Source organism: Chryseobacterium oncorhynchi, assembly GCF_002899895.1.
In the GTDB taxonomy this organism is placed as follows: domain Bacteria; phylum Bacteroidota; class Bacteroidia; order Flavobacteriales; family Weeksellaceae; genus Chryseobacterium; species Chryseobacterium oncorhynchi.
In genome coordinates this window covers 492864-516644 of the sequence record NZ_PPEI02000003.1, presented here as the reverse complement: position 1 = coordinate 516644, position 23781 = coordinate 492864, and the positions used below count along the sequence as shown (strand labels likewise).

Sequence of the window (23781 nt, the reverse complement as noted above, 5' to 3'; positions counted from 1 at the left end):
TCAGAACAAAAAACGAGAATATGATGAAAAAAAAATTAAAAATAGGAATCCTTGCTTCCCCCTCCCTTTCAGGAGGTAATAATGTTATTTTTGAACATCTTTCTCATATCTATAAAAGAGGAACTTTTGAACTGGTACTTATTTTTGACACCATTGTTAAGGATGAGGAACTCTTCTGGTTTGATGGAATCCAAAAAATACCCAGACTCACTTTAAAAGAAGCTGAAAAGACTCATTTTGATGTACTTATTGCAACATTCTGGCGTACCTGCTACGGACTTCTACATCTAAATGCAGATCATTATCTTTATTTTAATCAGTCTGTAGAATCTAAATTCTACCCCGACAGTGATTTTAATAATCAAAATGCTGCAGAATCCACTTATCTTTTAGGACTCAGTGTAATTACAGAGGCCAGCTGGATTCAAAAGTACATTAAAAATAACTACGATATAGATTCAGAGCTTGTCCTTAACGGAATTCGCAAAGAAAACTATTCTGCAGTTGGAGATTCTCATGCACCTAAGGAAAACGGAAAATTGAGAGTCTTAATTGAAGGAAATATTCAGAGTAGTTTTAAGAATGTCCCAAAAACTATTGAGATTTGTAAAAAGTCCAAAGCAGATGAAATTTGGCTTTTGACCAATTCACCTATTCAGAATTATGAAGGGGTAGATAGAGTATTCTCTAACATCCCAACGCATGAAACACAGAAAATTTATCGTTCTTGTGATGTATTAGTAAAACTCAGTACCGTGGAAGGTATGTTTGGTCCTCCTTTGGAAATGTTCCATTGTGGAGGTACCGCCATCACATATAATGTAACAGGACATGAAGAATATATGAGGCATGAATTTAATTCGCTTATTGCCGAGATGAATGATGATACAAAAATTCTTGAATACATTAATATTTTAAAAGACAATCCACAGAAACTGGAAACGCTAAAGAAAAATGCATTACAAACTGCTAAAGAATGGTACAATTGGGAAGAAGCTTCTCTGGCATTTGAAATAGCAATTCTGAATTGTATTGAGAAAAAGCAATCATCAAAAAAGATCATTCACAATAAAATTCAGTTGTTTGAGCATTGGTTTACAGAAACCAATAAAGTTAGTGAAGAGCTTAAACAGACCAACAGACAATTAGGATTAAAGATTCATAAAAAACTATCTTCAGTCTGGAAAAAATATAAAAGGTAATACTAACAAAGAAATTGTTCCCAACCAAAATTCTTATTCTTACCATTTATAATAAATTTATAGCAAAACAAAAAACACTTAAAAACATTATGATTATAGGCACAGGACTTGTCGCTAATTCATTAAAAACTGCAGATTCAAAAGAGATTCTTTTCTTCGCTTCCGGAGTTTCAAATTCGTTAGAGACACGAGCTTCAGAATTTGAAAGAGAGTTTTCTCTTTTAAAGACTACATGTGCAGAAAATAGAAAAAAGAAATTAGTCTATTTTTCGACACTCAGTATACTCGATCAATCCAAACAAAACAGTCCCTATGTAATTCATAAAAAAGAAATTGAACAGTATATAGAAAACAATGTTGATCATTATCTGATTCTAAGGATTGGAAACATTGTTGGGCAAGGAGGAAATCCGAATACACTTTTTAATTTTCTCAAAACACAGATTACCAACGACAATCAATTTACGTTACATCTTAAAGCCAGAAGATTGCTTCTGGATATTGAAGACATTTCAAAGTTCATAGATTCGTATGGCTTGGAGGCAGGCAATAAAGTGATCAATATCTCTTATCCTTATTATTATGATTTAAAGGAAATAATTAGTTCCATTGAAAAAAAGGCCAATAAGAAAGGACTTTATTCAGAAGCTGATGAGGGGGATTTCTATAAAGTAGATTTTGATGAAGATATCATTACATTTTTCTCCAAAATAAGTCCTGAGGATTATTTGGAAAATCTAACCCAAAAGTATATCTAAAATGGCTACTATCTACGTTATTATTGTGACTTACAATGCCATGAAATGGGCAGAGAAATGTTTTACCAGTTTAAGAAACTCTTCTCTTCCTGTTAAATGTATTACCATAGACAACGGTTCTACAGATGGTACACAGGAATATATAAAAACCCATTTCCCTGAAGTAGACTTCATTCAGGCACCGGAAAATCTAGGTTTTGGGAAAGCCAATAATCTTGGAATTGAAAAAGCTTATAAAGCAGGAGCAGATTTCTTTTATTTGATGAATCAGGATGCATGGATTTACTCCGACAGTTTTCAAAAGCTATTGGAGGTATACAGCAATCATCCGGACAACAATACAATTGGGATCCTAAGCCCTATGCACCTTGACGGAAGTGAAAAAAAACTGGATCTTCACTTTGAAAATTATTTGGCCAAGGACCTGAGAAATAACAGAATGCTTTCTGATATTTATTTTGGAGAAGCAAAAGAATACTACGAAATAAGCTTTGTGAATGCTGCGCACTGGTGTATCCCAAGGAATATCATTGAAAAAATAGGAGGTTTCAATCCTTACTTCTTTCATGGTGCCGAAGATTACGAATATGTAAACCGAATCATTTATTTTGGGCTGAAAACAGTGGTGTGTACCCAAAGTAAGGTTGTACATGATACTGTACAATCGTTTTACAAAAAAGAGCCTAATGATAAGGCCGAACTATTAAAGAATAAAAGGCTGTCCATGATCATGCAAAGGGAAACAAAATACCTTGACCTCAACTATGGTTATGATACCAAAAGGGAAAAGACAGCGCTTCTCTCTTTCGCCCTTAAAATGGGAGCTAAAGGAAATATAAGTGAGTATAAGTTTTATATGGAACAGTATCAGTATTTTTCTAAAAAATTTAAAGAAATAGAAGCTGCCAGAAAAACATCTATGAATGCTCAGCACCCATTCCTGAATCTTTAAGACACATGAATATGGAAAAATTACCCATAAGTATCTGCATCCTTTCCTGGAAAACAGGAAAAACGCTGAAAAACACGCTTAAATCCTACAGTAAATTCGGTCTTTTGGAGATGACCGAAGATATTGTTATTCTTTTTCAGGAAGTAAGTGAAGAGGATAAAAAACTAGCGGATCAGTATAAAATCAGATACATTGGGCTACAAGATAATATTGGAATCGGAAAAGGAATGAAAATGCTTGCAGAAAATGCAGTTTGTGACAATATTCTCTTTCTGGAACATGACTGGGAGCTTATTGAAGACCAAAAGACCGTATTTACACAACTTAAAAGCGGACTGGAAATGCTTAACAACGGATTTGATGTAATCCGTTACCGAAGCAGAGAAAATCCGGGATATCCCCTGATATCCATCAGACACAAAGGAAATGAGCTGAACTATTATGATGACTGGCACGAATGTACCTCACCACATCTTTTAGAATCTTTACATTGGCTGGATCCTTCGGCAGAATTTCCTGATAAGATACAAAAGCAGGGAGAATTTTTTATCACTACCTCACGTTGGGCTAACTGGACCAATAATCCTTATCTTGTCGGAAAGAAATTCCTGCTGGGAACCATTATCCCGTTTTCAGGGGAAACAGCTTCTCTGGAAAGAAATATTGCAGCCTGGTGGGTAAAACAAAACTTCAGAATAGCACAGGGAGAAGGTCTTTTTATGCACAATGATCTTACCAAATATCCGAAGAAAACCATCGTTCAGAAAATAGTAGGAAGACTGAAAAATAAATTTAAATAACACAACTAAGATGAAAATTCTTTTCCATGAGGATGAACTCAACTACAGAGGGACTTCCATCGCAGTATATGATTATGCAGATTTCAATGAAAGATATCTGGGAAATGAATCTATAATTGTTTACAATAAAAACTCAAAGACCAATCATCCATTGGGAATTGAAAAGTTTGAAAAACGCTTTCGTGTGCATGGCTACTCCGACTTCAAGGAAGTAGACCAGCTCATTCGTGAAAATAATGTAGACCTTTTTTATGCTATTAAAAATGGATATGTAGACGGAATAGATTCTAAGGAATGTAAAACCGGTATACATAGTGTTTTCACGCATTTTGAACCTCATGGTGATGTTTATGCTTATGTTTCTGAGTGGCTGAGTGAAGCAATGACCGGTTCAAAATATCCCTACGTTCCCCACATGGTTAATTTTGAATCTCAAACCAATCAGGATCTGAGAGCAGAACTAAATATTCCCCCAAAAGCAAAAGTATTTGGATATTATGGCGGACACATTAGCTTTAATATTGTTTTTGCCCAAAAGACCATTGAAAAAATAGCTTCTAAGTATAAAGATATCTATTTTATCTTCATGGGGGTGGATCCTTTTATCAAAAATAAATGGTGGAAATCTGCTCCATCCAATATTATATTTCTACCTCCGAGCTCGGATATTATCATGAAACAGAAGTTTATCAATACTTGTGACGCTTTACTTCATGCCCGAGAAAGAGGAGAAACATTCGGAATTACTGTTGCAGAATTTGCCATTATGGGAAAACCTGTAATTGCTTTTGCTAACCCTCCTGAGAAAGCCCATATCAGCCATATGAAAGATCAGGCTTACTACTATCAGGATGGTAAAGAACTTCAGGATATTATTCTGGATTCAGATCTCACTTTGTCTGCAAAGGAATTATATGAAAAGTTTCTTCCTCATCCTGTAATGGATACTTTTAAAAAGGTATTTATTGATTAAAGTAAATATTAAAAATCCAACTTAATAACCAATCAAGAGGTATATGAAAACAAAAATAATCAATTACATAATTGGTTCAATATTTATCATTTACTATTGGATCTGTATTCAAAGCAGCTATCTTCAGATTGTCTTCTACAAAAATGGCTGGTACCTTGGTGAATGGCTGATTAATTATCAGGATGGAGGGTTCAAGCGCAGAGGGCTTTTCGGTACGCTGTTCATCTTTATTAATGAACTTACCAGAATCCCGCTTCAATTTATTGTATTTGCATTTGTATCTATCCTGTATGCCTTGTTTTTTTCTCTTCTGATACAGCTTTTTGTTCAGAAAAAAAATACACTGATTACCATAAGTATTCTTTTGCTTCCGGCAGGATTGGGGATGATATTAAAAGATCCTACGATCATTGCAAAAAAGGAAATCTTCATTTTTGTTTTGTATCTGATTTATTTTTTATGCCTTGAATCAAAAAAGGTGGTAAAAGATCTTGTCGTCACATTTTTTATTATTGCTGCGATTCTTAATCATGAAGCTGCATTTTTCTATATTCCTTTTGTGAGTTTCACCTACTTTGTAAAAGATGGCTCAACAACTTCCATCAAATTAAAGAAAATATTGCTTTACCATATTGCTCCTGCAGTGGTTGTCATGTTACTGCTTTATAAATTTGGGTATAGCATAAGTACAGAAAACTCTTTGTTGTTTCTAAAAAATCACGGACTGGAACTAGTTCTTAAAGGTATTTACGGCTATGATCCTCAATATAATGTCCTGAATTTTTACAAGTCCCACTTATACGGCTATCAAACCTACCTCATAAGTTTGTTTTTTGCCTCTCTTACCTTTTTCATATATTGTAAATTTAACAAGATAAGTATCAGTAAAAAATTTCTGATGATTCAGTTTATTTTCCTGATTCCCTTATTTTACATTGCTTATGACTGGGGAAGATGGATTAATATTTTCTTTACTCTATTAACCATCTTCATAGCAGGTGAAAGACAATTGATTAGTACGGCAAAAGAAAATATGATTGCTATTGCTTTAATCATATTCAATTCATTATGGACGATGCTGCTCTTTACGGCTGGCTTTATGACTTTTCCGGCACTTGACGCTTTCATTAAAAAGCTTTATTATTTTTTCTATTTCAAAATTTTTTAAAGGATATATAAATACTCAGCTCAGGCTTGGATAATAAGTATGAAAACAAAAATAATCAATTACATAATTAGCTTAATATTAATTATTTATTATTGTATAAGTATCAAAACTTCATACTTTCTGATTGTAACGCAAAAGGGAGGATGGTGTTTTGGAGAATGGATTATCAATTATCAGGATGGAGGTTTTAAGCGTAGAGGACTTTTCGGAACTCTATTCATATGGATCAATGAGCTTACCAATATTCAGCTTGAATACATTGTATTTGCATTTGTATTTCTCTTATACACGGTTCTTTTCTTCCTGTTGATACAGCTCTTCCGAAAGGAAAGAAACAACCTGCTTACTATTGCCCTTATATTACTTCCGGTGGGCTTTGGAATGATGTTTAAAGATCCTAACATTGCTACAAGAAAAGAGATATTATTCTTTCTACTTTACCTGATATATATCCTATGTCTTCGTTCTAAAGTTATTATTAAGGACCTTAGCATCACCTTTTTTATCATCATTGCTCTTCTCACCCATGAAGCTGCATTTTTTTATTTACCTTTTGTAGGTATGGCTTACTTTATGAAAAATAATGGTTTGCCACTTGATAAAATAAAGAGAATACTACTCTACCAGTTTCTCCCATCAGTTGTTATCATGCTTCTTCTTTATAAGTTTGGAATTAACTTAAGGACAGAAAATACTATATCATTCTTTAAAGCTCATGGATTGATCCTTAATGAGATGGGAATTTTTGATTACGATCCCAATTATAATGTCTTGAACCATTATAAATCTCATTTATATGATTATCAAACCTATGGCATAAGCATCTTGCTTGGAGCATTAACATTTTACATTTACAGCAGGTTCAATAAGGTTAAAATCAGTACAATATTTCTGGTAATACAAATCCTTTTTCTTGTTCCATTATTTTATATGGCCGTAGATTGGGGAAGATGGACTAATATCTTTTTCTCTCTGCTAACCCTATTTATAGCTACAGAGCAAAAATTAGTACTTACCAAGAAACAGGAAATTATAGCAGGGCTAGTAATATTGTTTAACCTTTCCTGGAAAATGATGCTTATGACACAAGGATTTTTAGTCTTTCCGGAATTTGATGGCTTTCTTAAACGCGTATACTATTTTTTCTATTTTAGAATCACTAATTTGCTTTAAAATTATGGCCAACTTTATTTCCCAATGAAAATATTAAGATAAAAAATGTCGAAGATTCATATTATTATTGTTACCTACAATGCCATGAAATGGGCAGAAAGATGCTTTAGCAGTCTAAGGAAATCTTCTGTTCCTGTAAAATGTTTCGTTATAGATAACGGATCTACAGATGGCACTCAGGAGTATGTTCAAACTCATTTTCCTGAAGTAGATTTTACCCAATCCGAGTCCAATCTTGGTTTTGGAAAGGCCAATAATATTGGAATTGAAAAAGCATATAAAGACGGCGCCGATTTTTTTTATTTGATGAATCAGGACGCATGGCTATATGAAAACAGCATGGAGAAAATGCTTGAAGTTTATAATAACCACCCCAGCAAGGATGAAATTGGAATTATAAGCCCCGTTCATGTGGATGGTACAGAAAAATACCTCGACATTTTCCTGGATCAATATATTGCAAAGAATTACGAAAAAACAAGAATGATCTCAGATCTGTACTTTCAGACCCTGAAACCTTATTACGAAATTCATTTTGTAAATGCTGCTCACTGGCTTTTGCCCAAGAAAACAATAGAAACAATTGGAGGTTTCAATCCTTACTTTTTCCATTATGGTGAAGATGACGAATATGTAAACAGGGTTCATTTTCATCAAAAGAAAGTACTTCTCGTTCCCGGCAGTAAAGTGGTACATGACGGAGTGCAGCTTCTCCATAAAATAGACTTCAATAAATACGAAGATGTTCGTATTGAAATCAATACCCTAAACCCGAATTTCCCTAACGGTTTACAACTGGAAAAGAAGTCATTAAAACAAAGTATGTTTAAAAACCTGATCACAGGAAACATTGGAAAATACAAGGAATTGTCTTTGAAATATAAAAAAATCACAAGAGATAGTGAAAAATTAAGCAGTTTACGAAATCAATTAATTCAGGCAGGCCCTACTTTTCTGAATCTGTCGTAAATTAGCTCATACAAAATTTGAAAATTAATGATGAAAAATAAAATATTATGTGTGGAATAGCGGGAATTATAGGCAGTAATGCCAGAAATTATCAGGAAGAGATTCAGAAAATGACGGACTCACTGATCCACCGCGGACCAGATTCTTCACACCATGAGTTTTATGATAATGCTGCATTAGGCCATCGTAGACTTTCCATTATAGATTTATCTGAAAATGGAAAGCAACCTATGTTCTCAAACACTAAAAATGAATGTATTGTTCTCAACGGTGAAATCTACGGCTATCAGGATATAAAAAAACATTATGGCGAATATCCTTACCATGGAACTTCCGATACTGAAGTTATTCTTGCCATGTACCAGAGAAAACAGGAAAACCTCATTCATGATCTGCCGGGTATGTTTGCATTTGCTATCTGGGATAATCAGAAGCAACAACTGTTCTGCGCCAGAGATCGTTTTGGAGAAAAGCCTTTTTACTATGCTATTGGTAAAAACAATGAATTTATTTTCGCATCAGAAATTAAGGCTATTCTGGCTTCCGGGCTTATTCAGCCTAAAGTAAGTTCCGAGGCCCTCTCCCATTATCTTCAATATGGGTATGTAAGTTCAAATCAAAGTATTTACAGCAACATTTTCACTCTTCCACCAGCACATCAACTGATCTGGAAAGATGGTAAATTTACAATATCCCGTTATTACAGCCTACCTGCAAAAGACAGAGTGATTGGCCTTTCCGATGCTAAGGAAGAATTTTTGTATCTGTTGAAAAATGCAGTTAAGAAACAGCTTATTGCCGACGTAGAAGTAGGAAGTTTTCTGAGCGGAGGATTAGATTCCTCTTCCGTTGTAGCATTGGTAGATGAATTTCTACCCCATCAGACTACTATCAGTTTTGGGTATGACCACAAGGACAACGAACTCAAATATGCAAAGGAAATTGCAGATAAATACAAAACCAATCATATAGAGGTTCATGAGCAGAAATCTGATCTTGTCTCCTCTCTTTTAAAAATATCGCCATTCTTTGACGAACCTTTCGCAGATGCCTCATTTATCCCACATTATGAAATCTGCAGGGCAGCCAAAAAAAATCTTACCGTAGTATTATCAGGAGATGTAGGAGATGAACTGTTTGGAGGTTATCACTTCTATACCGTTGAAAATAAATTAAAGAAGCATTTCAGTTATAAAAATATGATTGCTCAGTTTGGTCTAAAACTATATCAACAGCTTAAGCCAACCTCATTCCTTACGCAGAAAAACATGGAGTTTTCATCCATTATGGATTTTCACTTGAATGATGTAAGAAATGCATTCAACAAAAAGGAACGTAATCTTCTGGGAATATCTTCCGATTATCTTCAAACCTATAGTTTTACGCCCAACCCTGATTCTCTTAATGATATTATGAGAGTAGATCTTGAAAACTATGTCCCAGCCAATATGATGGTAAAATCCGACAGAATGGCTATGGCCAACTCTCTGGAAGTAAGAACTCCATTCCTTGATCTTGACTTTGCAGAGTTTTGTATTCAGCTGCCAGATCAATTGAAACTGAACGATACCAATGACAAAATCATTCTTCGTGAGGCAATGGGATCTTACTGGACTGATACAATCAGAACGAGACATAAACAAGGGTTTGGACTTGGAGTAAAAAGCTGGTTTTCTGAAGATAATCTGATGAACTTTTCAAATGACTTATTAAAAGATCCAAATCATAAAGTTTTCAATTATATTGACTTTAAGGCTGCTCAAAATTTCCTTGATAAGGATGAAAAACACTGGAATCTTTTACAGCTTGCATTATGGGCTGATAATAACAAATCTGTATTATAATGCTTGAGATCTCTGTTATCATTCCTGTATACAACGCCGCTGAGTTTCTGGAAAAGGCTGTGCAGTCTGCTATACAATTTGAAGAAGTAAAGGAAGTCATCTTAATTGAAGATAAATCTACAGATAATTCACTGGAAATTTCTCAACGACTGAGTAATGAAAACTCCAAGGTAAAATTATTTCAACATCCTGACCAGGGAAACCATGGCGCAGGAGCAGCAAGAAATCTGGGTATTGAAAAAGCAACAAGTAATTTCATTGCATTTCTTGATGCAGATGATTATTATCTTCCCAATAGATTTGATGCTGAAAAGGAACTCTTCAAAGACTCAAAAATAGATGGTGTTTTTAATGCCATTGGTACAGAGTACTTAACAGAAAAAGGAAAAGAAGAATTTGAATCCAAATTTAAAGAGACATCGCTCAGCACTGTTAATTATCCTGCAGAGGGAGAAGAAGTATTCAAAGGCATTCTAGGCTTAACAACTAAAAATTTCGGTACATCTTTTCACCTCAATTCCCTTACCATAAGAAAAGAATCTTTGAAACCTCATCACATTCGATTCAATAAGGATCTTCGGGTACATCAGGATACGGAATTCATTATCAAACTAGCTTACCATTGTCATTTAAAGACGGGTTGTATAGATAAGGCTGTTGCTATAAGAGGTGTTCATGACAATAACAGGATCACCAAGATTATAAAATACTCTCCTCAATACAATCAAAGGCAATTTCTTTTATGGAGTTCCCTGAATAGCTGGGCCTCCGATAATCAAATTCCATCTGAGCCAAGAAAAAGGATCTATTTAATTTATAAATCATTTGATCTTTCCTTAAAAAAAGGATTTGTCAAATATTGTAATATTTTGGGTGAAGTTCTAAAAAACCCAGAAATATTAAAGACCAAGTATCGTTTCACTTATTACAATAAATGAAAATGAAGATTTCAGTAATTATTCCTGTTTACAATGCAGAAAAATATGTAGCAAAAGCTGTAGAATCCGCCTTACAACTTGATGAAGTATATGAAGTTATTCTGGTAGAAGATAAATCGCCGGACAATGCTCTTCAGATTTGCCAAGAGCTTACTCAAAAGCATGATCGGGTAAAACTTTTTCAACACCCTGATCAGGAAAACCATGGAGCCGGTGCCAGCAGGAATCTGGGAATAGAAAAAGTGACCGGAGATTTTATTGCCTTTCTGGATGCTGATGATTATTTTCTCCCTAATAGGTTCACAGCTGAAAAAGAGTTATTCGAAAACCCAAAGATAGACGGTATCTTCAATGCCATTGGCACTGAATATCTGACTGAAAAGGGAAAGGAAGAATTTCTTACCAACATCAATGACAGTTACCTATTGACCGTTAATTACCCTGCAGAAGGAAATGACGTCTTTAGAGGTTTACTAGGTCTTACACCTAAAATATTCGGTTCTTTTTTTACACTGGATGCTCTTACTGTTCGCAGATCTTCTCTTGAATCCAGTAAATTAATGTTCAATGAAGCGCTACGTCTCCATCAGGATTCTGATTTTATCATGAAACTTTCCCATCATTGCCATCTGAAATCAGGAATCATAGATCAGCCGGTTGCTATGAGAGGAATGCATGATGATAACAGGATTACAAAAATTGTAAAATATTCTCCACAATATAATCAGCGACAATTCCTCTTCTGGAATTCTCTCTACGAATGGTCCAGGACTTTAACTCTGGAAAAAGATTCTGCACAGCACATTTATCTTCAGAAAAAAGCATTTGAACTTTCGACAAAAAAAGGATTTTCAAAAGCCATAGATTTATTTGTTACCATTCTTAAAAATCCAAACATATTAAGAACAAAATATAGATTCACTTATTCCCACACATAGATATTAATTTTATTAATTTTTACAACCTACCTCCTTAAAACATTTATTTTAGGGGACAAATCAATAGTATATTTTTCCCCATAGTGAGATTTTATAGTATTTTTTCATCTTCAAAAAAAATAATTTACACTTAAAATCAACATTGTAATTACTCCAGTAATGTTTGTATGCTATTTTATGGAAAAAAACTATACTTAGTATGTAAAAATAAAATTAAAAGCTTAAATTTCGTAATTCAATAAGGTACTAAATAAAACGCAATTGTAATTCTAAATTTATTGTAAAAAGGAGAAATGAAAATGAGAATCTCAGTAGTTATTCCCGTTTATAATGCAGAAAAATATGTTTCCCAGGCAGTAGACTCAGCTCTTCAGTTGGAGGACGTGTACGAAATTATTCTAATTGAAGATAATTCCCCAGATAATGCATTAGCGGTATGCCAGCAACTTGCTGAAAAACATGAAAAAGTAAAACTTTACCAACATCCTGATAAAAAAAATCACGGAGCAAGCCCAAGTAGAAATTTAGGCATAGAAAAGTCAACAGGTGACTTTATTGCTTTTTTAGACGCAGACGACTATTTCCTACCCAATAGGTTCGATGCTGAAAAAGAACTATTTAAAACCCCCAACGTAGAGGGCGTTTATGGTGCTCTTGGAGTACAATATTATTCTGAAAAAGCAAAACAACAGTATTATCAGCTATTTGGAGACAGATTAACCACTGTCTATAAAAAATATGACCCTAAAGATGTTTTTCCCGGACAGTTACATATGCTGGGAAGTTTTGGACTTTTTAGCATCGATACTTTAACGGTTCGTAGGGAGTCTTTAGTAAAAAAAATGAATCCTTTATTCAAACCACACTTAAGGCTTCATGAAGACACAGAGTTTTTGTTCCGCCTTTCTTATTATCTGGATCTTTATCCAGGAATTTTAGATAAGGCTATTGCTATAAGAGGAGTACATGAAAACAACAGAATAACAAAAGTGGATCTTCGTGTCATAGATCCGGCAGTCTCCCGTGCACTACTTTGGAATGAAGTAGACATTTGGTCGCGAACCGAAAATGATATCTCTGATGACATCAGAATCCATATCAGAAGAATGCACCGTAGTTTTGAAATTGCCAAAGCTCCCCTATTAAAAAAATGGGGAATGATTATTAAATATCTGTTCACAGATTATAAAAGTATAAGATCTGGATTATATAATATCAATTTCAGACATTCATTAATCTCATAAAAAATAGATCACATCATAATTTTGTAAGTTAAAAAAAACAGAATTTCATGAGTTTTTCTTCAAAAATCGGCTGAATATTTCCTATTCAGCCGATTTTTGGTACATAAATTCTATTTATCTATATATCTACTTTTTTATGTAAAAAAATCCTGATATAATTCTTTATAATTAACTATCTTGCAGTACTCTTACACGCACAAATGATTTAAAAAATTAAGTTGATAAAAACATGAGAATCTCAGTAATTATTCCCGTTTATAACGCTGAAAAGTTCGTATCCCAAGCTGTGAAATCAGCACTTCAGTTTGAGGAAGTATACGAAGTTATTTTAGTAGAGGATAAATCTCCCGACCAAGCACTACGGGTATGTGAACAACTTGCCGAAGAATACGACAGGGTAAAGCTTTATCAACATCCCGACAAAGGAAACCACGGTGCTGGCCCTACCAGAAATTTGGGAATAGAAAAATCTACAGGAGATTTCATTTCTTTTTTAGATGCTGATGATTATTATCTTCCCAATAGATTTGATGCCGAAAAAGAGCTCTTCCAAAGACCGGAAGTAGAGGGCGTTTACGGAGCCCTTGGAGTTCATTATTATACTGAAAAAGCAAAGAAACAATATTATCCGTTATTTGGAGATAGACTAACTACGGTCTATAAAAGACATGATCCCAAGGACGTTTTTCTTGGACAAATTTACATGTTAGGAAGCTTTGGGCTTTTTAGTATTGATGCACTAACAATACGTAAGGACTCTCTGATGAAAAAAATGGATATCCTATTCAAGGCTAGCTTAAGGCTTCATCAGGATACAGAGTTTTTATTCAGGCTTTCTTATTATCTTAATCTTTATCCCGGAATTTTGGATAATGCCGTGGCTATAAGAGGAGTACATGAAGATAATAGAATTACACAGGTGGATTCTAAAAAAATAAACCCCGCAACTACACGTGTTCTTTTATGGAAAGAAGTAAATGATTGGGCAGAGAGTGAAGCTAGTATTCCGGAGAATGTAAGGCTCCACATCATGAGAATGTACAGAAGCTTTCAGATTGCCAACTCCACAACTTCGAAAAAGTGGAAAATGATCTTAAAATATTTTTTAAAAGACTATAGAAGTATACGATCCGGGATTTATAATATTAATTTCAGAGGTAACTTATTCTAACCTTAATATCAATAGGTTTTGGAAACTGAAATAGGCCCATCATCATTGAACTATTTTATTTTTTCCTTGTGGCTATGATCGAGTCCGCAATCTGGGAAGTAAGTCTCTTTCCAGACTCTTTATACATATGGTTTCCATCTGTATAATCATAATCTGCATAATTTTTCGAAAAGTCAAAAACCTTTACATTTTGTTTACGTGCAATATCCTGCAGCAGTTTACTAAAATGGGGATATTTTTTACTTTCAATAACTGTAAGACTTTTAGACGCCGGAATTCGGACAATATAAACAGAACCTTTTGTTCTCAAATAATTAATGATTTCATTAAAAACTTCTAGACGTTCTGGTGACAGTTCTACAACATTTGCCAGATCATTATAAAACATTGTTTTTTGATGGGTCCTCATTGCCACAGAATCTGCATTCATGTCTATATTTACTTCCAGCCAGCCATCATTGTGAAGAAAAGTATTTGATCTTCCTACTTCAGCTCTCTCTGTATAAATTTTAAACCAGCTTCTTGTATAGTGCTTCAATAAATATTCATAATTGGGAGACCAGTCATAAAAGTGCATATCATTTAGCGGAGAAAGCTCTTCAGGGAAATCTTTTTCTTTCTTAATACTCTTACTCAAGGATACACTCCATGGGTTTACCGTTAAAATAAAAATACCATTCTTAGTTTCCGGATCTAGTTTTCTTTTTAAAGCTTTAAAATAAACCTGTCCATAGGGAGATTGCACAATATTCAGGGAAAAATTATCAAAATCTGTAGACAGTTTATTTTTTAAAACACCGGATACAATTGCCTGAGAGCCACGGGAGTCACCTAAAATAATGTTCTGCGGCTTTTTAACAGCAAAGTGCATATAGTTATCATCTGTATTTCCATCTGCATAAGATCCGAGTATGGCCAATACAATAAGTACTGCAACAAAATAAGGGACTATTTTAATTAAAAACTTTTTCATGCTAAAACTGAAAATAAATGAATTCATTATTTCCGAAATTGGCATATCGGAGAATAATGTAAATAACTATAAGATAAAAAATACGTCTTATCCATGGATGGAATCTTTTAATTTCCAAGCCATGAAATCTTTCTCTGTTGATCCATTCTATAATGAGCATAAATCCAATCAACGCCAGTGCCTTGATTGGCAAAGTCTCAGGCATGGAAAAGAACTCCCGGCTGAAAATTCTGCCTATATAGTGACAAGCCTGTGAGACAGATTCGGCTCTGAAAAAAATCCAGGCGATACAGGTCACTAAAAACGTGATTAGAATCTGAAAACATTCTCTAAATGATGGTAATATTTTTCCCTGCGCAGCAACCTCCATGTTCTGACGGTTTTTATTCATAATCAGCAGTGGCATAAAATATAAAGCATTCAGTCCGCCCCAGATAATAAATGTCCAATTGGCACCATGCCAGAATCCTGAAACAAGGAAAATAATAAATGTATTCCTGATCTTCATCAGAAGCCCTCCTTTACTCCCTCCCAAGGGAATATACAGGTAATCTCTAAACCATGAGGAAAGTGAAATATGCCATCTTCTCCAAAATTCTGCAATATCTCTCGAGAAATAGGGAAAAGCGAAGTTCTTTAGCAGTTCAATTCCAAACAATCTTGAAACCCCCAATGCTATATCAGAATATCCTGAAAAATCACCATAGATCTGAAAGGCAAATAAAACAGCTCCTATTGCAAGATTTCCGGGACTTTCTGTTTGGTAATTGGAAAAGATCACATTCACCAGAGGAGCGCAGGTATCAGCAATCACCATTTTCTTGAAAAATCCCCAAAGAATCTGACGCATCCCGTCTACAGCCTGCTCATAATTAAAGGCTCTTTTTCTTTGTATTTGGGGTAAGAGATGGGTAGCCCTTTCTATGGGACCCGCTACAAGGAGAGGAAAATAACTTACGAAGACTGCATAGTCTGTAAAGTTTCTTTCCGCCTTTATTCTTTTTTTATAAACGTCAATCACATAGGATAGCCCATGGAATGTATAGAAAGAAATACCTACCGGAAGAATAATGCTGATAAGCCAAACATTCACCTTGAAGCCAAAACCGCTCAAAAGCTCTGCAAAACTGTCAACAAAGAAATTATAATATTTGAAAAAGCCTAAAAAGCCAAGATTGATTACAATACTTAGGGTGAGCCAAAATTTGGCTTCCCGATTATTACGACTATTCTCAATTTTAATACCTGATAAATAATCCAGTCCTATGGAAAACATGAGTAAAAAGAGAAACCTCCAGTCCCAACAGGCATAAAAATAAAAACTAGCAAACAGTAACAATCTGTTCTGTTGTTGGAATTTTTTATTGAAAACAAACCAATAGAGACAAAATACTATTGGTAAAAAAATGAGAAATCCTATTGAATTGAATAACATACTGTGTCTTTAGAATTTGTTAATAGCCTTATACTTCCGTACGGCTCTAAAGTTTCAATCCCAATGCAGCGTTGTTCTCAGATTAAACTGAATAGAGCGTTGTTGTCTCAACTGCTAAGCCATTGGTTTTGAATTGCATTGTACATAACTATATTTTAATAAATTAAAATATAGATGTACGATCTACAGATACAGTCAGTTTTTTTTTATTATTCTCTTTATAGATAAGGTATATCGAATTTTCACTCGACACGTAGGTGTGGGAAACTCTTTTCATTTCTAAAATTGTGTTGCTTTATTACAAAAGTAAAGATTTTTATCTGATATTCAGCTTTTTCAGATAATCTCTCAATGGTTTTTCTATAAATTGATAAAATAAAATGGAAGTCATAATAAGAACAATGATATAAATTCCAAATATAGTGTTGATATCAAGATAATATTCTTTCAATATTTCTCTAAGGATATATAAAATAGGAATATGGGTAATATATACAGCATAACTTGCCTCTCCCAAGTACTCCAATGGCTTCAATGAAAACAGTTTCGTCAACATTCCGTTATTCCGGGATATTAGAATAATAAGCGGTATAAAAAGAATTGCCATCAATCCATTATGATAAAAAAGAGGAACAAAAATTAAGGATATTAAAATGGCAGCAAAAATGATAATCACCGGAATATCATAATTCTTCTGTCCCGAATTTCTCACAAAATATAATCCTGCAAGATTTCCTACTAAAAACTCATTAATATGCATCAGAGGAAAATAATACAACAGCTCATGACTTTCGGTATGAGGTCCTTGATAGTAGGATGAATCAGCATAAAGATTGCAAAAAACCTGAGTAATAATCCAAATGCTAATTGTTACGATCCAAATACTCTTATTTCCCTTAGAATAAAAATAATTGTACAGCAAAGGAAATATCAGATAAAACAAAAACTCCACAGAAATAGACCACCCAGGAAAATTAAGGATCATGGCTTCACCCGGAACCCAGCTCTGAAGCCCAAACAGATATAAAAATCCTTTGTAAATACTAAAGTTGTAATATCTTGTAACCAGATAAAGCAGAAGTCCCAATACATATAGCGGATAGATCCTTGCAAATCTGTTTTTATAATATTCAAAATATCCAATCCTATCTTTTTTGTGATAGGCTACAATCATAATAAACCCTGAAAGAATGAAGAAGTAACTTACTCCAACATTGGCTCTCAGAAAGATATTTGAAATATAATCAATGTTATATAAAAACAGATCTTTGTTGAAATGGGAAATGACAATTGCCATAGCGGCAAGAAACCTGGTAAATGTAATCTGGCTTATCTTCATATAAACTGCTAAACAGTCGTATTATAAGTTTTTATTTAAACATTTTTTCATCCAGAAATCTTCAACTATAGGAAAGCCTATCAATATTTTAATTAAGCAGATATTATAAAAAGAGAAATAATTATCCTGTTTTAAAAGCTACTTAATAAAGACACCAATATATTTTCCTTCGTATTCTACAACTGTGGTTTCTATATTATTTTTTTCACAGAAATCCTGATAGGCAGAGTTATCTCCGATATCATCACTAATGAAAATACCTCCTTTTCTCAGATGCTTGTAAAGCTCATCATAAGCCCACATTCTTCCGTTATAACTCTTATCAGAATCATAGTGAAGAACATCGAACGTAGCGTTCTCTGAAAATATCTTCGGTAGTGATTCCTTATCCGCAAAACGGAATAGCTTCCAACCTGTCTTAAGGATTTCAGGAACTACATATCCTACATACTGATCGCCATCCTGTGCAAGGTAAGGCATATCTGAACTGTATAACGTTCCGTTTCTTTTTACTAATGATAAAAGCATAGCTAATGAAGACCATCCATAAGCAACTCCTGTTTCTACGACATGTTTAGCGTTCGTAAATTCACAGGCATAGTAAATTAGTTCCAAAGCACCAGGGCCACCCATTTTTACGGGACAGTCCTTTTCCTTTTGTGTTGCTGTTGCTAAAATCTCTTGATAATTACTACGAAAAGCATCTATATCAATTCCAAAAAGTTTTGAAACTGCTTCTTTCTGTGATACGGCTCTTCCACCCGCCCAAGAATTGGTTTTTTCCTTTCCTTTGAATGCGTTGCCTCTGTTAACTGTATTTTTAATAATTTTTCTACCCAGTTCCGGATAAAGGTCGGGTCTTTTCAGATACCCGATAAATGTTTTGAGAACTCTTGTTATTTCACTCACTGTGTTGCCTTTAATAGAGCAAAAATAAAGATTTTTTTTTCATTTAATATAAAAACAGATTATATTTGTGTAACTCAAGTGAAAAAAAATAAGGCCATATCCTCTTTATGAAAAGGGCCATTTTACCATCAAGATCCCATTTTCAATGAACAATTTTCTTCCAACATACTTTCTGAGACATCCATCAGTAATCATTGATGTATCAATTGATAAAAATATTGAACTTTACAATCAGAAATTAACCCTCAACACTCTTTTAAATTAATATGAAGTTTTCTGTACTTATAGCCCACTACAACAACGCGATACTGTTCAGGGATTGCTACAGCTCACTGCTTCAGCAGACCTACCAGAACTGGGAAGCCGTTATTGTAGATGATGCCTCTTCAGAAGCTGAAAGAGATCAGGTGAAAGCCATTATTGCAGGAGATGAGAGATTCAGGTTTTTTGAAAACGAAAAAAATAGTGGCGTAGGAGTTACTAAAAGTAGACTTATAGAACTGGCTACAGGAGAGGTTTGTGGATTTGTAGATCCTGATGACGCTATTCTTCCTACCGCCATCGAAAAGGCGATGCAGGTTTTTGAACACAAAAAAAATGTGGTACTCACCTATTCCCGTTTTATGGGTTGTGATAAGGATCTTAAACCAATTGCCCCCTACAAGTCGGCAATGCAGGTAAGAAACAATGATCCATACTTCTTCAATTATCCTATTCAGATTGGTCATTTTACAACATTCAGAAAAGATGTTTATGAACAGACAGAAAAAATGAATCCGGAATTAAGAATCGCTGAGGATCAGGATTTATATCTAAAGATGTACGAAAAAGGGGATGTTTATTTCATTGATGACACCAATTATCTTTACAGGGCACATTCCGGAGGAATTTCTCAGAATGACAATAAGGGAAAGTCCTATGATTACTTTGCTCAGGTAGTCTTCACCACAATGAAAAGAAGAAACCTTACAAGCATCAATGGAAAAAAAATCCCGGAAAAGTATACCAGTCATCAGGAAATTTTCTCCCTTTTGGAATATCAGCATGGTATTGGCTATAGGATTAAGAAAAAAATAATTATTGCTTTACAAAAATTGTTCAGATAATGTCAGAAAATAAGAAAATACAGGTTCTTTTCAGGCACCGCTCGATGGAAATGGGAGGTGTGGAAAAAGTCATATTGAGTATGCTCAACAACCTCAATCCTGAAAAGTTTGACATTACCGTTTGCCTGAACCTTAATCAGGGAGAACTACGGGATGAATTTCCAAAACATATCAAAAAAGTATATTTAGCTGAAGGAAAGGAAAGTTTCTCACAAAATTCACTTATTCATAAACTTCAGCTTATCCGCCGAAGAATGAAGCTTTCACGAGCCTTAAAAGACCACAAGGTATCTGACCGTATCCTTGGAAATAAAAAATTTGATATTGAGATTGCTCCCACCTATGCTGCTTTCTCATCTGTGATCAATTCCAGCAATGGAGCTTCAAAAAAAATTGGATGGTTCCACTCTGAAATTAATGTTCCGGGTATGCAGCCACTGGTTCCGGATATTCTTAAAAACTTTCCGCAATTTGATCATATGATCTACTGTTCTCAAAAGATTAAAGATATTATGCATCAGTCGTATCCTGATTTACCATATCCTGCAGAAAGTGTCGTCATTAATGCGATCCCTATTGAAGAAATTAAAAAGAAAGCTGAAGAAAAGATAAACGATCTTCCTCAAGGACCTGTTTTTGTTTCCGTAGGGCGTCTTCATACCAGAAAAGGTTATCATAAACTCATTGATGCTCACAAAAAACTGATTGACGAAGGATTTCATCACAGCGTTGTTGTTGTAGGCAATGGAGAGGAAATGAAAAACCTTACGGAGCAGATTCGTACCAATAATGTTCAGGATACCTTTATTTTAACGGGTAACAGGATGAATCCCTACCCTTATATTAAAAAAGCAGATTATTTCATTTTATCCTCAGAATCAGAAGCATGGCCTCTTGTAGTTGCTGAAGCATTGATTCTTCAAACCCCGATTATTGCTACTGATACCGGTGATGTAAGTGTCATGGTAAAAGACAAAGAAACAGGATACCTCATCAATTATGATACCCATGAAATGTATGAAGCAATGAAAGCTTTTCTAACGGACCAAGAGCTTATTTCCAAGATCAGAAAAAACCTTGAAACGATAGAAGATCAGTTTGATAATCAGAAAATTTTCAATACTGTAGAAAGAATTATAGAAGGGCTTTACAAAAAATAACTACTGCGCCGAATATCCACCATCTACCACCAGATTTGAACCCGTAATCCATCTTGCTGCATCAGAAAGTAAGAAAATACAAGCATTGGCTACATCTTCAGGTTTTCCAATTCCCAGAGGATGCTTTTTAAGAATTTCCTCGGCAGCTTCTTCGCCAATATTTTCAAACATCTTTTCCAAAATAGGTGTATTCACCATAGCTGGGCTGATACTGTTGACGCGAACATTACTTCTCGAAAGCTCCATGGCCATAGAACGTGCCCCGGAAATAACAGCTCCTTTACTGGCTGAGTAAGCAGCTTTCCCAATTTCACCCACCATTCCTGCTACAGAGGAAATAAAGACAAAACTAGAAGTTTCGGTTTTATATTTTTTAAGGGATAAAATCTTGGCTATTTCAAAACCGGCAATCACATTAACGGCAAAGATATCATGATAAAGTTGTGGGGTATGTTTCTTTAATGGAAGCGTTTTTTCTACTCCAGCACAGTGGATAAATCCGGAGATCTTTCCCATTTCTGAAACTTTTTGAGCAATCAGCTCCTCAAGGTTTTCACATTGTGCAATATCTGCAATAATGGTTTCAACCTTGGTTTCCGGAGCCAGCATGGAGACTGTTTTCTGAAGCTCGTCTTCATTCCTTGCAATCAAAATAAGGCTTGCTCCACTCTTGCTGCATTCTACAGAACAGCTTCTCCCGATTCCGGAAGAAGCCCCTGTAATAAGAATATTTTTATCTTTTAATGAAAACTGATTCATTAATCTTCAAAGTTTTCTTTACCAATAATGTTTACAAGATCTGCCACAGTCTGAACATCTTTAAAATGTTTTGTATCAATCTTTTTATTAAAATTTTCATCTACAAAAGCAATAATAGAAAGTAAACTGATGGAGTCATAGCTTTCTAATTCCTTAAGGTTTGTATCTAATGTAAGAGCTTGATCTTCTTCTAATTCTTCTTGTAATTTTTCTAAAAAAACGGATGTCTTCATATATTTTTTATTTTATGATGTTTATAATTAAATTTCCAATATTGTGGCGCCCCAGGAATATCCAACGCCAAATCCTGCTACCAGAATCTTATCGCCTTCTTTTAACATTCCTTTATCCATCATATTTTTCAATGCAATTGGAATGGTTGCAGAAACGGTATTTCCTGTTTTTTCCATATCAATATAGAACTTTTCTGCCGGTATTTTTGTTTTCTTTCTTAGATAATTCAACATAAAAGAGTTAGCCTGGTGAAAAACAAAATGATCTATATCATCCATTGTCAGCCCATTCACTTCCATGGTTTCTTTTACCAGACCGGGAATATTTTCAATTGTAAAATTAAAAATCTCCGGACCGTTCATGTATAAGTTTTCCGGCTCAAACTCATTCTCAGGATTCAGTTCAAAATCTGTTCTGAAAGCTCCTTTTTTTACAATAAGATTTTCAGCACCGCTTCCATCCGTTCCCAGACAGAACTTATAATCTTTTCCATTTTCGGCTTTTTCTATAATAGCTGAAGCAGATGCATCCCCGAATATACTTCGGTTTCCTTTATCTTTTGGATTGATGTGTTTTGTATAGGTTTCTGAAGTGATCAGCAGAATACTTTTGGCAATTCCTCCTGCAATCAGACCTTTGGCAAATGCCAGTCCATAGACAAATCCGGAACATCCCAAATTAAAATCCATGGCACCTATATTTTTTCTCAGCCCAAGTTTATCTTGCAAAATACAAGCCGTAGTGGGAAGAAAATAGTCTGGACTTTGGGTACAAAAGAGAATAAAGTCTACTTTTTCTCTGTCATAACTCTCGAAAAGTTTTTCTGATGATTTTACGGCAAGGTCTAATACCGTTTCATTTTCTGCTGAGATGTGGCGTTGTGAGATGCCTACTTTTTCCTGGATCCTTTCGGAACTCCATTCGGGGAACTCTTTTTCCAAATCCTCGTTGGTAAGAACCAGCTCCGGCAAATAATATTCTATTTTGGAAACTTTTATCATATAAATTCTTTTTCTTTGCAAAAGTAAAAAACAAATTTACAATAATGATATTCATATACCGAATAGTACTTAAAATACATTCCGTCTATCATACCTTTTTAAACAAAGCCAGTTTAGAGGCCGCAAAATATCATGGTATGAAAGTAGGGAAAAATTTCAATATGCCGGACAAAATCTATTTTGGCACGGAACCTTATCTTATTGAAATTGGTGATGATGTTAATATTGCTGCAGGTGTAAGATTTGTTAACCATGGTGGAACCACCACTCTACTGAGAAAGCTTCCCGGGTATGAAGATGCTAGGATTCTCGGAAGAATTAAAATTGGTAACAACTGTACAATCGGGATTAATTGCGTTATTACCCAGGATGTACAGATTGGAAACAATTGTATACTGGGAGCCAATTCAGTTTTATCGCAGTCTATGCCGGATAATACTGTATTTATTGGCAATCCAGCCCAATTCCTCTGTACCATTGAAGATTATGGAGACATTGTTTTAAAAAACAACCCAGATTACCCGAGAGAACTAGAAAAAGACCGCAAAAAACTGGATGAATACATTAAAGCCAATCTTCCACACAAATACAAAAAAGCAAGAAGAATAAAATAAATATATAGGACTCTAATAATATATTCGTTTTTTGAGACTCTTTTTGTTTATTAAAAAAATCACACTATTTCAGAACAGAAACTTTATTTTTTATACTTTTGTGTCAAACATAACGATGAAT

General features: G+C 34.5%; 23 protein-coding genes. 16 read left to right on the top strand and 7 right to left on the bottom strand.

All coding sequences use genetic code 11. From position 1 onward, the window contains the following. The first annotated feature begins 20 nt into the window (after positions 1 to 20). The 13 genes from C1638_RS12570 to C1638_RS12510 all read left to right on the top strand — a co-directional run bounded on the left by C1638_RS12570 (position 21) and on the right by C1638_RS12510 (position 14130). Positions 21 to 1202: a glycosyltransferase gene (locus C1638_RS12570; protein ID WP_109621450.1), complete on the top strand. Its 1182-nt coding sequence runs from the start codon at positions 21 to 23 to the stop codon at positions 1200 to 1202. Between the two features lie 89 nt (positions 1203 to 1291). Continuing rightward, on the top strand, positions 1292 to 1960 hold the full coding sequence (locus C1638_RS12565; RefSeq protein WP_109621779.1) for a Rossmann-fold NAD(P)-binding domain-containing protein: 669 nt from the start codon (positions 1292 to 1294) through the stop codon (positions 1958 to 1960). Between the two features lies 1 nt (position 1961). Then, entirely contained in the window at positions 1962 to 2912 is a 951-nt protein-coding gene (locus C1638_RS12560; protein ID WP_109621448.1) for a glycosyltransferase family 2 protein, read from the top strand. A gap of 11 nt (positions 2913 to 2923) precedes the next feature. Next, the gene (locus C1638_RS12555; RefSeq protein ID WP_123838374.1) at positions 2924 to 3712 is read left to right on the top strand and encodes a glycosyltransferase family 2 protein; all 789 of its coding nucleotides are present in this window, start codon (positions 2924 to 2926) and stop codon (positions 3710 to 3712) included. A 10-nt stretch (positions 3713 to 3722) separates the two neighbouring features. Beyond that, positions 3723 to 4685 (top strand): glycosyltransferase family protein, encoded by a 963-nt coding sequence (locus C1638_RS12550; RefSeq protein WP_109621443.1) that lies wholly within the window; start codon positions 3723 to 3725, stop codon positions 4683 to 4685. 43 nt (positions 4686 to 4728) lie between these two features. Beyond that, positions 4729 to 5853 carry a hypothetical protein gene (locus C1638_RS12545; protein WP_109621441.1) on the top strand — a complete coding sequence of 375 codons (1125 nt, stop codon included), beginning with the start codon at positions 4729 to 4731 and terminating at the stop codon, positions 5851 to 5853. Between the two features lie 39 nt (positions 5854 to 5892). Then, positions 5893 to 7026: a hypothetical protein gene (locus C1638_RS12540; protein WP_109621439.1), complete on the top strand. Its 1134-nt coding sequence runs from the start codon at positions 5893 to 5895 to the stop codon at positions 7024 to 7026. A gap of 45 nt (positions 7027 to 7071) precedes the next feature. Continuing rightward, on the top strand, positions 7072 to 7995 hold the full coding sequence (locus tag C1638_RS12535; protein WP_109621437.1) for a glycosyltransferase family 2 protein: 924 nt from the start codon (positions 7072 to 7074) through the stop codon (positions 7993 to 7995). Positions 7996 to 8042: 47 nt separating this feature from the next. After that, positions 8043 to 9839 carry an asparagine synthase (glutamine-hydrolyzing) gene (gene asnB, locus C1638_RS12530; protein WP_109621435.1) on the top strand — a complete coding sequence of 599 codons (1797 nt, stop codon included), beginning with the start codon at positions 8043 to 8045 and terminating at the stop codon, positions 9837 to 9839. After that, complete coding sequence (locus C1638_RS12525; RefSeq protein ID WP_109621433.1) at positions 9839 to 10777, top strand: glycosyltransferase family 2 protein; 939 nt, start codon at positions 9839 to 9841, stop codon at positions 10775 to 10777. The genes asnB and C1638_RS12525 overlap by 1 nt, the downstream gene beginning before the upstream one ends. Positions 10778 to 10779: 2 nt before the next feature. Next, complete coding sequence (locus C1638_RS12520) at positions 10780 to 11715, top strand: glycosyltransferase family 2 protein (protein WP_109621777.1); 936 nt, start codon at positions 10780 to 10782, stop codon at positions 11713 to 11715. 293 nt (positions 11716 to 12008) lie between these two features. Further along, a complete protein-coding gene (locus C1638_RS12515; RefSeq protein ID WP_228428148.1) occupies positions 12009 to 12959 on the top strand; it encodes a glycosyltransferase family 2 protein in 951 nt (316 codons plus the stop codon). 229 nt (positions 12960 to 13188) lie between these two features. Beyond that, the gene (locus tag C1638_RS12510) at positions 13189 to 14130 is read left to right on the top strand and encodes a glycosyltransferase family 2 protein (protein WP_109621431.1); all 942 of its coding nucleotides are present in this window, start codon (positions 13189 to 13191) and stop codon (positions 14128 to 14130) included. A gap of 55 nt (positions 14131 to 14185) precedes the next feature. Here the strand turns inward: C1638_RS12510 and C1638_RS12505 are convergent, their stop codons facing one another. The 4 genes from C1638_RS12505 to C1638_RS12490 all read right to left on the bottom strand — a co-directional run bounded on the left by C1638_RS12505 (position 14186) and on the right by C1638_RS12490 (position 18786). Further along, complete coding sequence (locus C1638_RS12505; RefSeq protein ID WP_228428146.1) at positions 14186 to 15103, bottom strand: SGNH/GDSL hydrolase family protein; 918 nt, start codon at positions 15101 to 15103, stop codon at positions 14186 to 14188. Position 15104: 1 nt separating this feature from the next. Next, entirely contained in the window at positions 15105 to 16538 is a 1434-nt protein-coding gene (locus tag C1638_RS12500) for an MBOAT family O-acyltransferase (RefSeq protein WP_109621428.1), read from the bottom strand. Positions 16539 to 16854: 316 nt separating this feature from the next. Next, the gene (locus C1638_RS12495; RefSeq protein ID WP_109621426.1) at positions 16855 to 17877 is read right to left on the bottom strand and encodes an acyltransferase family protein; all 1023 of its coding nucleotides are present in this window, start codon (positions 17875 to 17877) and stop codon (positions 16855 to 16857) included. A 138-nt stretch (positions 17878 to 18015) separates the two neighbouring features. After that, positions 18016 to 18786 carry an O-methyltransferase gene (locus C1638_RS12490; protein ID WP_109621424.1) on the bottom strand — a complete coding sequence of 257 codons (771 nt, stop codon included), beginning with the start codon at positions 18784 to 18786 and terminating at the stop codon, positions 18016 to 18018. A gap of 266 nt (positions 18787 to 19052) precedes the next feature. Between C1638_RS12490 and C1638_RS12485 the strand changes: the two genes are divergently transcribed. Together C1638_RS12485 and C1638_RS12480 are read left to right on the top strand one after the other, a co-directional pair. After that, the gene (locus C1638_RS12485; protein ID WP_109621422.1) at positions 19053 to 19892 is read left to right on the top strand and encodes a glycosyltransferase family 2 protein; all 840 of its coding nucleotides are present in this window, start codon (positions 19053 to 19055) and stop codon (positions 19890 to 19892) included. Beyond that, the gene (locus tag C1638_RS12480) at positions 19892 to 21052 is read left to right on the top strand and encodes a glycosyltransferase (protein ID WP_109621420.1); all 1161 of its coding nucleotides are present in this window, start codon (positions 19892 to 19894) and stop codon (positions 21050 to 21052) included. The genes C1638_RS12485 and C1638_RS12480 overlap by 1 nt, the downstream gene beginning before the upstream one ends. Here the strand turns inward: C1638_RS12480 and C1638_RS12475 are convergent, their stop codons facing one another. From C1638_RS12475 to C1638_RS12465, 3 genes are read right to left on the bottom strand one after another with little or no spacing between them, the layout of a single operon-like run. Further along, positions 21053 to 21811: an SDR family NAD(P)-dependent oxidoreductase gene (locus C1638_RS12475; RefSeq protein WP_109621418.1), complete on the bottom strand. Its 759-nt coding sequence runs from the start codon at positions 21809 to 21811 to the stop codon at positions 21053 to 21055. Next, positions 21811 to 22044 carry a phosphopantetheine-binding protein gene (locus C1638_RS12470; protein ID WP_109621416.1) on the bottom strand — a complete coding sequence of 78 codons (234 nt, stop codon included), beginning with the start codon at positions 22042 to 22044 and terminating at the stop codon, positions 21811 to 21813. The genes C1638_RS12475 and C1638_RS12470 overlap by 1 nt, the downstream gene beginning before the upstream one ends. A gap of 27 nt (positions 22045 to 22071) precedes the next feature. Beyond that, the gene (locus tag C1638_RS12465) at positions 22072 to 23046 is read right to left on the bottom strand and encodes a 3-oxoacyl-ACP synthase III family protein (protein ID WP_109621415.1); all 975 of its coding nucleotides are present in this window, start codon (positions 23044 to 23046) and stop codon (positions 22072 to 22074) included. A 137-nt stretch (positions 23047 to 23183) separates the two neighbouring features. Here C1638_RS12465 and C1638_RS12460 point away from each other — a divergent pair, with 137 nt between their 5' ends. Continuing rightward, positions 23184 to 23660 (top strand): acyltransferase, encoded by a 477-nt coding sequence (locus C1638_RS12460; protein WP_228422338.1) that lies wholly within the window; start codon positions 23184 to 23186, stop codon positions 23658 to 23660. Positions 23661 to 23781 lie beyond the last annotated feature (121 nt).

Excerpts from the sequence above, each read along its gene's own strand:
- C1638_RS12520 (WP_109621777.1), top strand. The coding sequence starts at position 10,780 with ATGAAGATTTCAGTAATTATTCCTGTTTACAATGCAGAAAAATATGTA.
- C1638_RS12465 (WP_109621415.1), bottom strand. The coding sequence starts at position 23,046 with ATGATAAAAGTTTCCAAAATAGAATATTATTTGCCGGAGCTGGTTCTT.
- C1638_RS12545 (WP_109621441.1), top strand. The coding sequence starts at position 4,729 with ATGAAAACAAAAATAATCAATTACATAATTGGTTCAATATTTATCATT.
- C1638_RS12540 (WP_109621439.1), top strand. The coding sequence starts at position 5,893 with ATGAAAACAAAAATAATCAATTACATAATTAGCTTAATATTAATTATT.
- C1638_RS12550 (WP_109621443.1), top strand. The coding sequence starts at position 3,723 with ATGAAAATTCTTTTCCATGAGGATGAACTCAACTACAGAGGGACTTCC.
- C1638_RS12515 (WP_228428148.1), top strand. The coding sequence starts at position 12,009 with ATGAAAATGAGAATCTCAGTAGTTATTCCCGTTTATAATGCAGAAAAA.
- C1638_RS12460 (WP_228422338.1), top strand. The coding sequence starts at position 23,184 with ATGAAAGTAGGGAAAAATTTCAATATGCCGGACAAAATCTATTTTGGC.
- asnB (WP_109621435.1), top strand. The coding sequence starts at position 8,043 with ATGTGTGGAATAGCGGGAATTATAGGCAGTAATGCCAGAAATTATCAG.
- C1638_RS12570 (WP_109621450.1), top strand. The coding sequence starts at position 21 with ATGATGAAAAAAAAATTAAAAATAGGAATCCTTGCTTCCCCCTCCCTT.
- C1638_RS12475 (WP_109621418.1), bottom strand. The coding sequence starts at position 21,811 with ATGAATCAGTTTTCATTAAAAGATAAAAATATTCTTATTACAGGGGCT.
- C1638_RS12495 (WP_109621426.1), bottom strand. The coding sequence starts at position 17,877 with ATGAAGATAAGCCAGATTACATTTACCAGGTTTCTTGCCGCTATGGCA.
- C1638_RS12470 (WP_109621416.1), bottom strand. The coding sequence starts at position 22,044 with ATGAAGACATCCGTTTTTTTAGAAAAATTACAAGAAGAATTAGAAGAA.
- C1638_RS12525 (WP_109621433.1), top strand. The coding sequence starts at position 9,839 with ATGCTTGAGATCTCTGTTATCATTCCTGTATACAACGCCGCTGAGTTT.
- C1638_RS12510 (WP_109621431.1), top strand. The coding sequence starts at position 13,189 with ATGAGAATCTCAGTAATTATTCCCGTTTATAACGCTGAAAAGTTCGTA.
- C1638_RS12485 (WP_109621422.1), top strand. The coding sequence starts at position 19,053 with ATGAAGTTTTCTGTACTTATAGCCCACTACAACAACGCGATACTGTTC.
- C1638_RS12565 (WP_109621779.1), top strand. The coding sequence starts at position 1,292 with ATGATTATAGGCACAGGACTTGTCGCTAATTCATTAAAAACTGCAGAT.
- C1638_RS12560 (WP_109621448.1), top strand. The coding sequence starts at position 1,962 with ATGGCTACTATCTACGTTATTATTGTGACTTACAATGCCATGAAATGG.
- C1638_RS12500 (WP_109621428.1), bottom strand. The coding sequence starts at position 16,538 with ATGTTATTCAATTCAATAGGATTTCTCATTTTTTTACCAATAGTATTT.
- C1638_RS12535 (WP_109621437.1), top strand. The coding sequence starts at position 7,072 with ATGTCGAAGATTCATATTATTATTGTTACCTACAATGCCATGAAATGG.
- C1638_RS12480 (WP_109621420.1), top strand. The coding sequence starts at position 19,892 with ATGTCAGAAAATAAGAAAATACAGGTTCTTTTCAGGCACCGCTCGATG.
- C1638_RS12555 (WP_123838374.1), top strand. The coding sequence starts at position 2,924 with ATGGAAAAATTACCCATAAGTATCTGCATCCTTTCCTGGAAAACAGGA.
- C1638_RS12505 (WP_228428146.1), bottom strand. The coding sequence starts at position 15,103 with ATGAAAAAGTTTTTAATTAAAATAGTCCCTTATTTTGTTGCAGTACTT.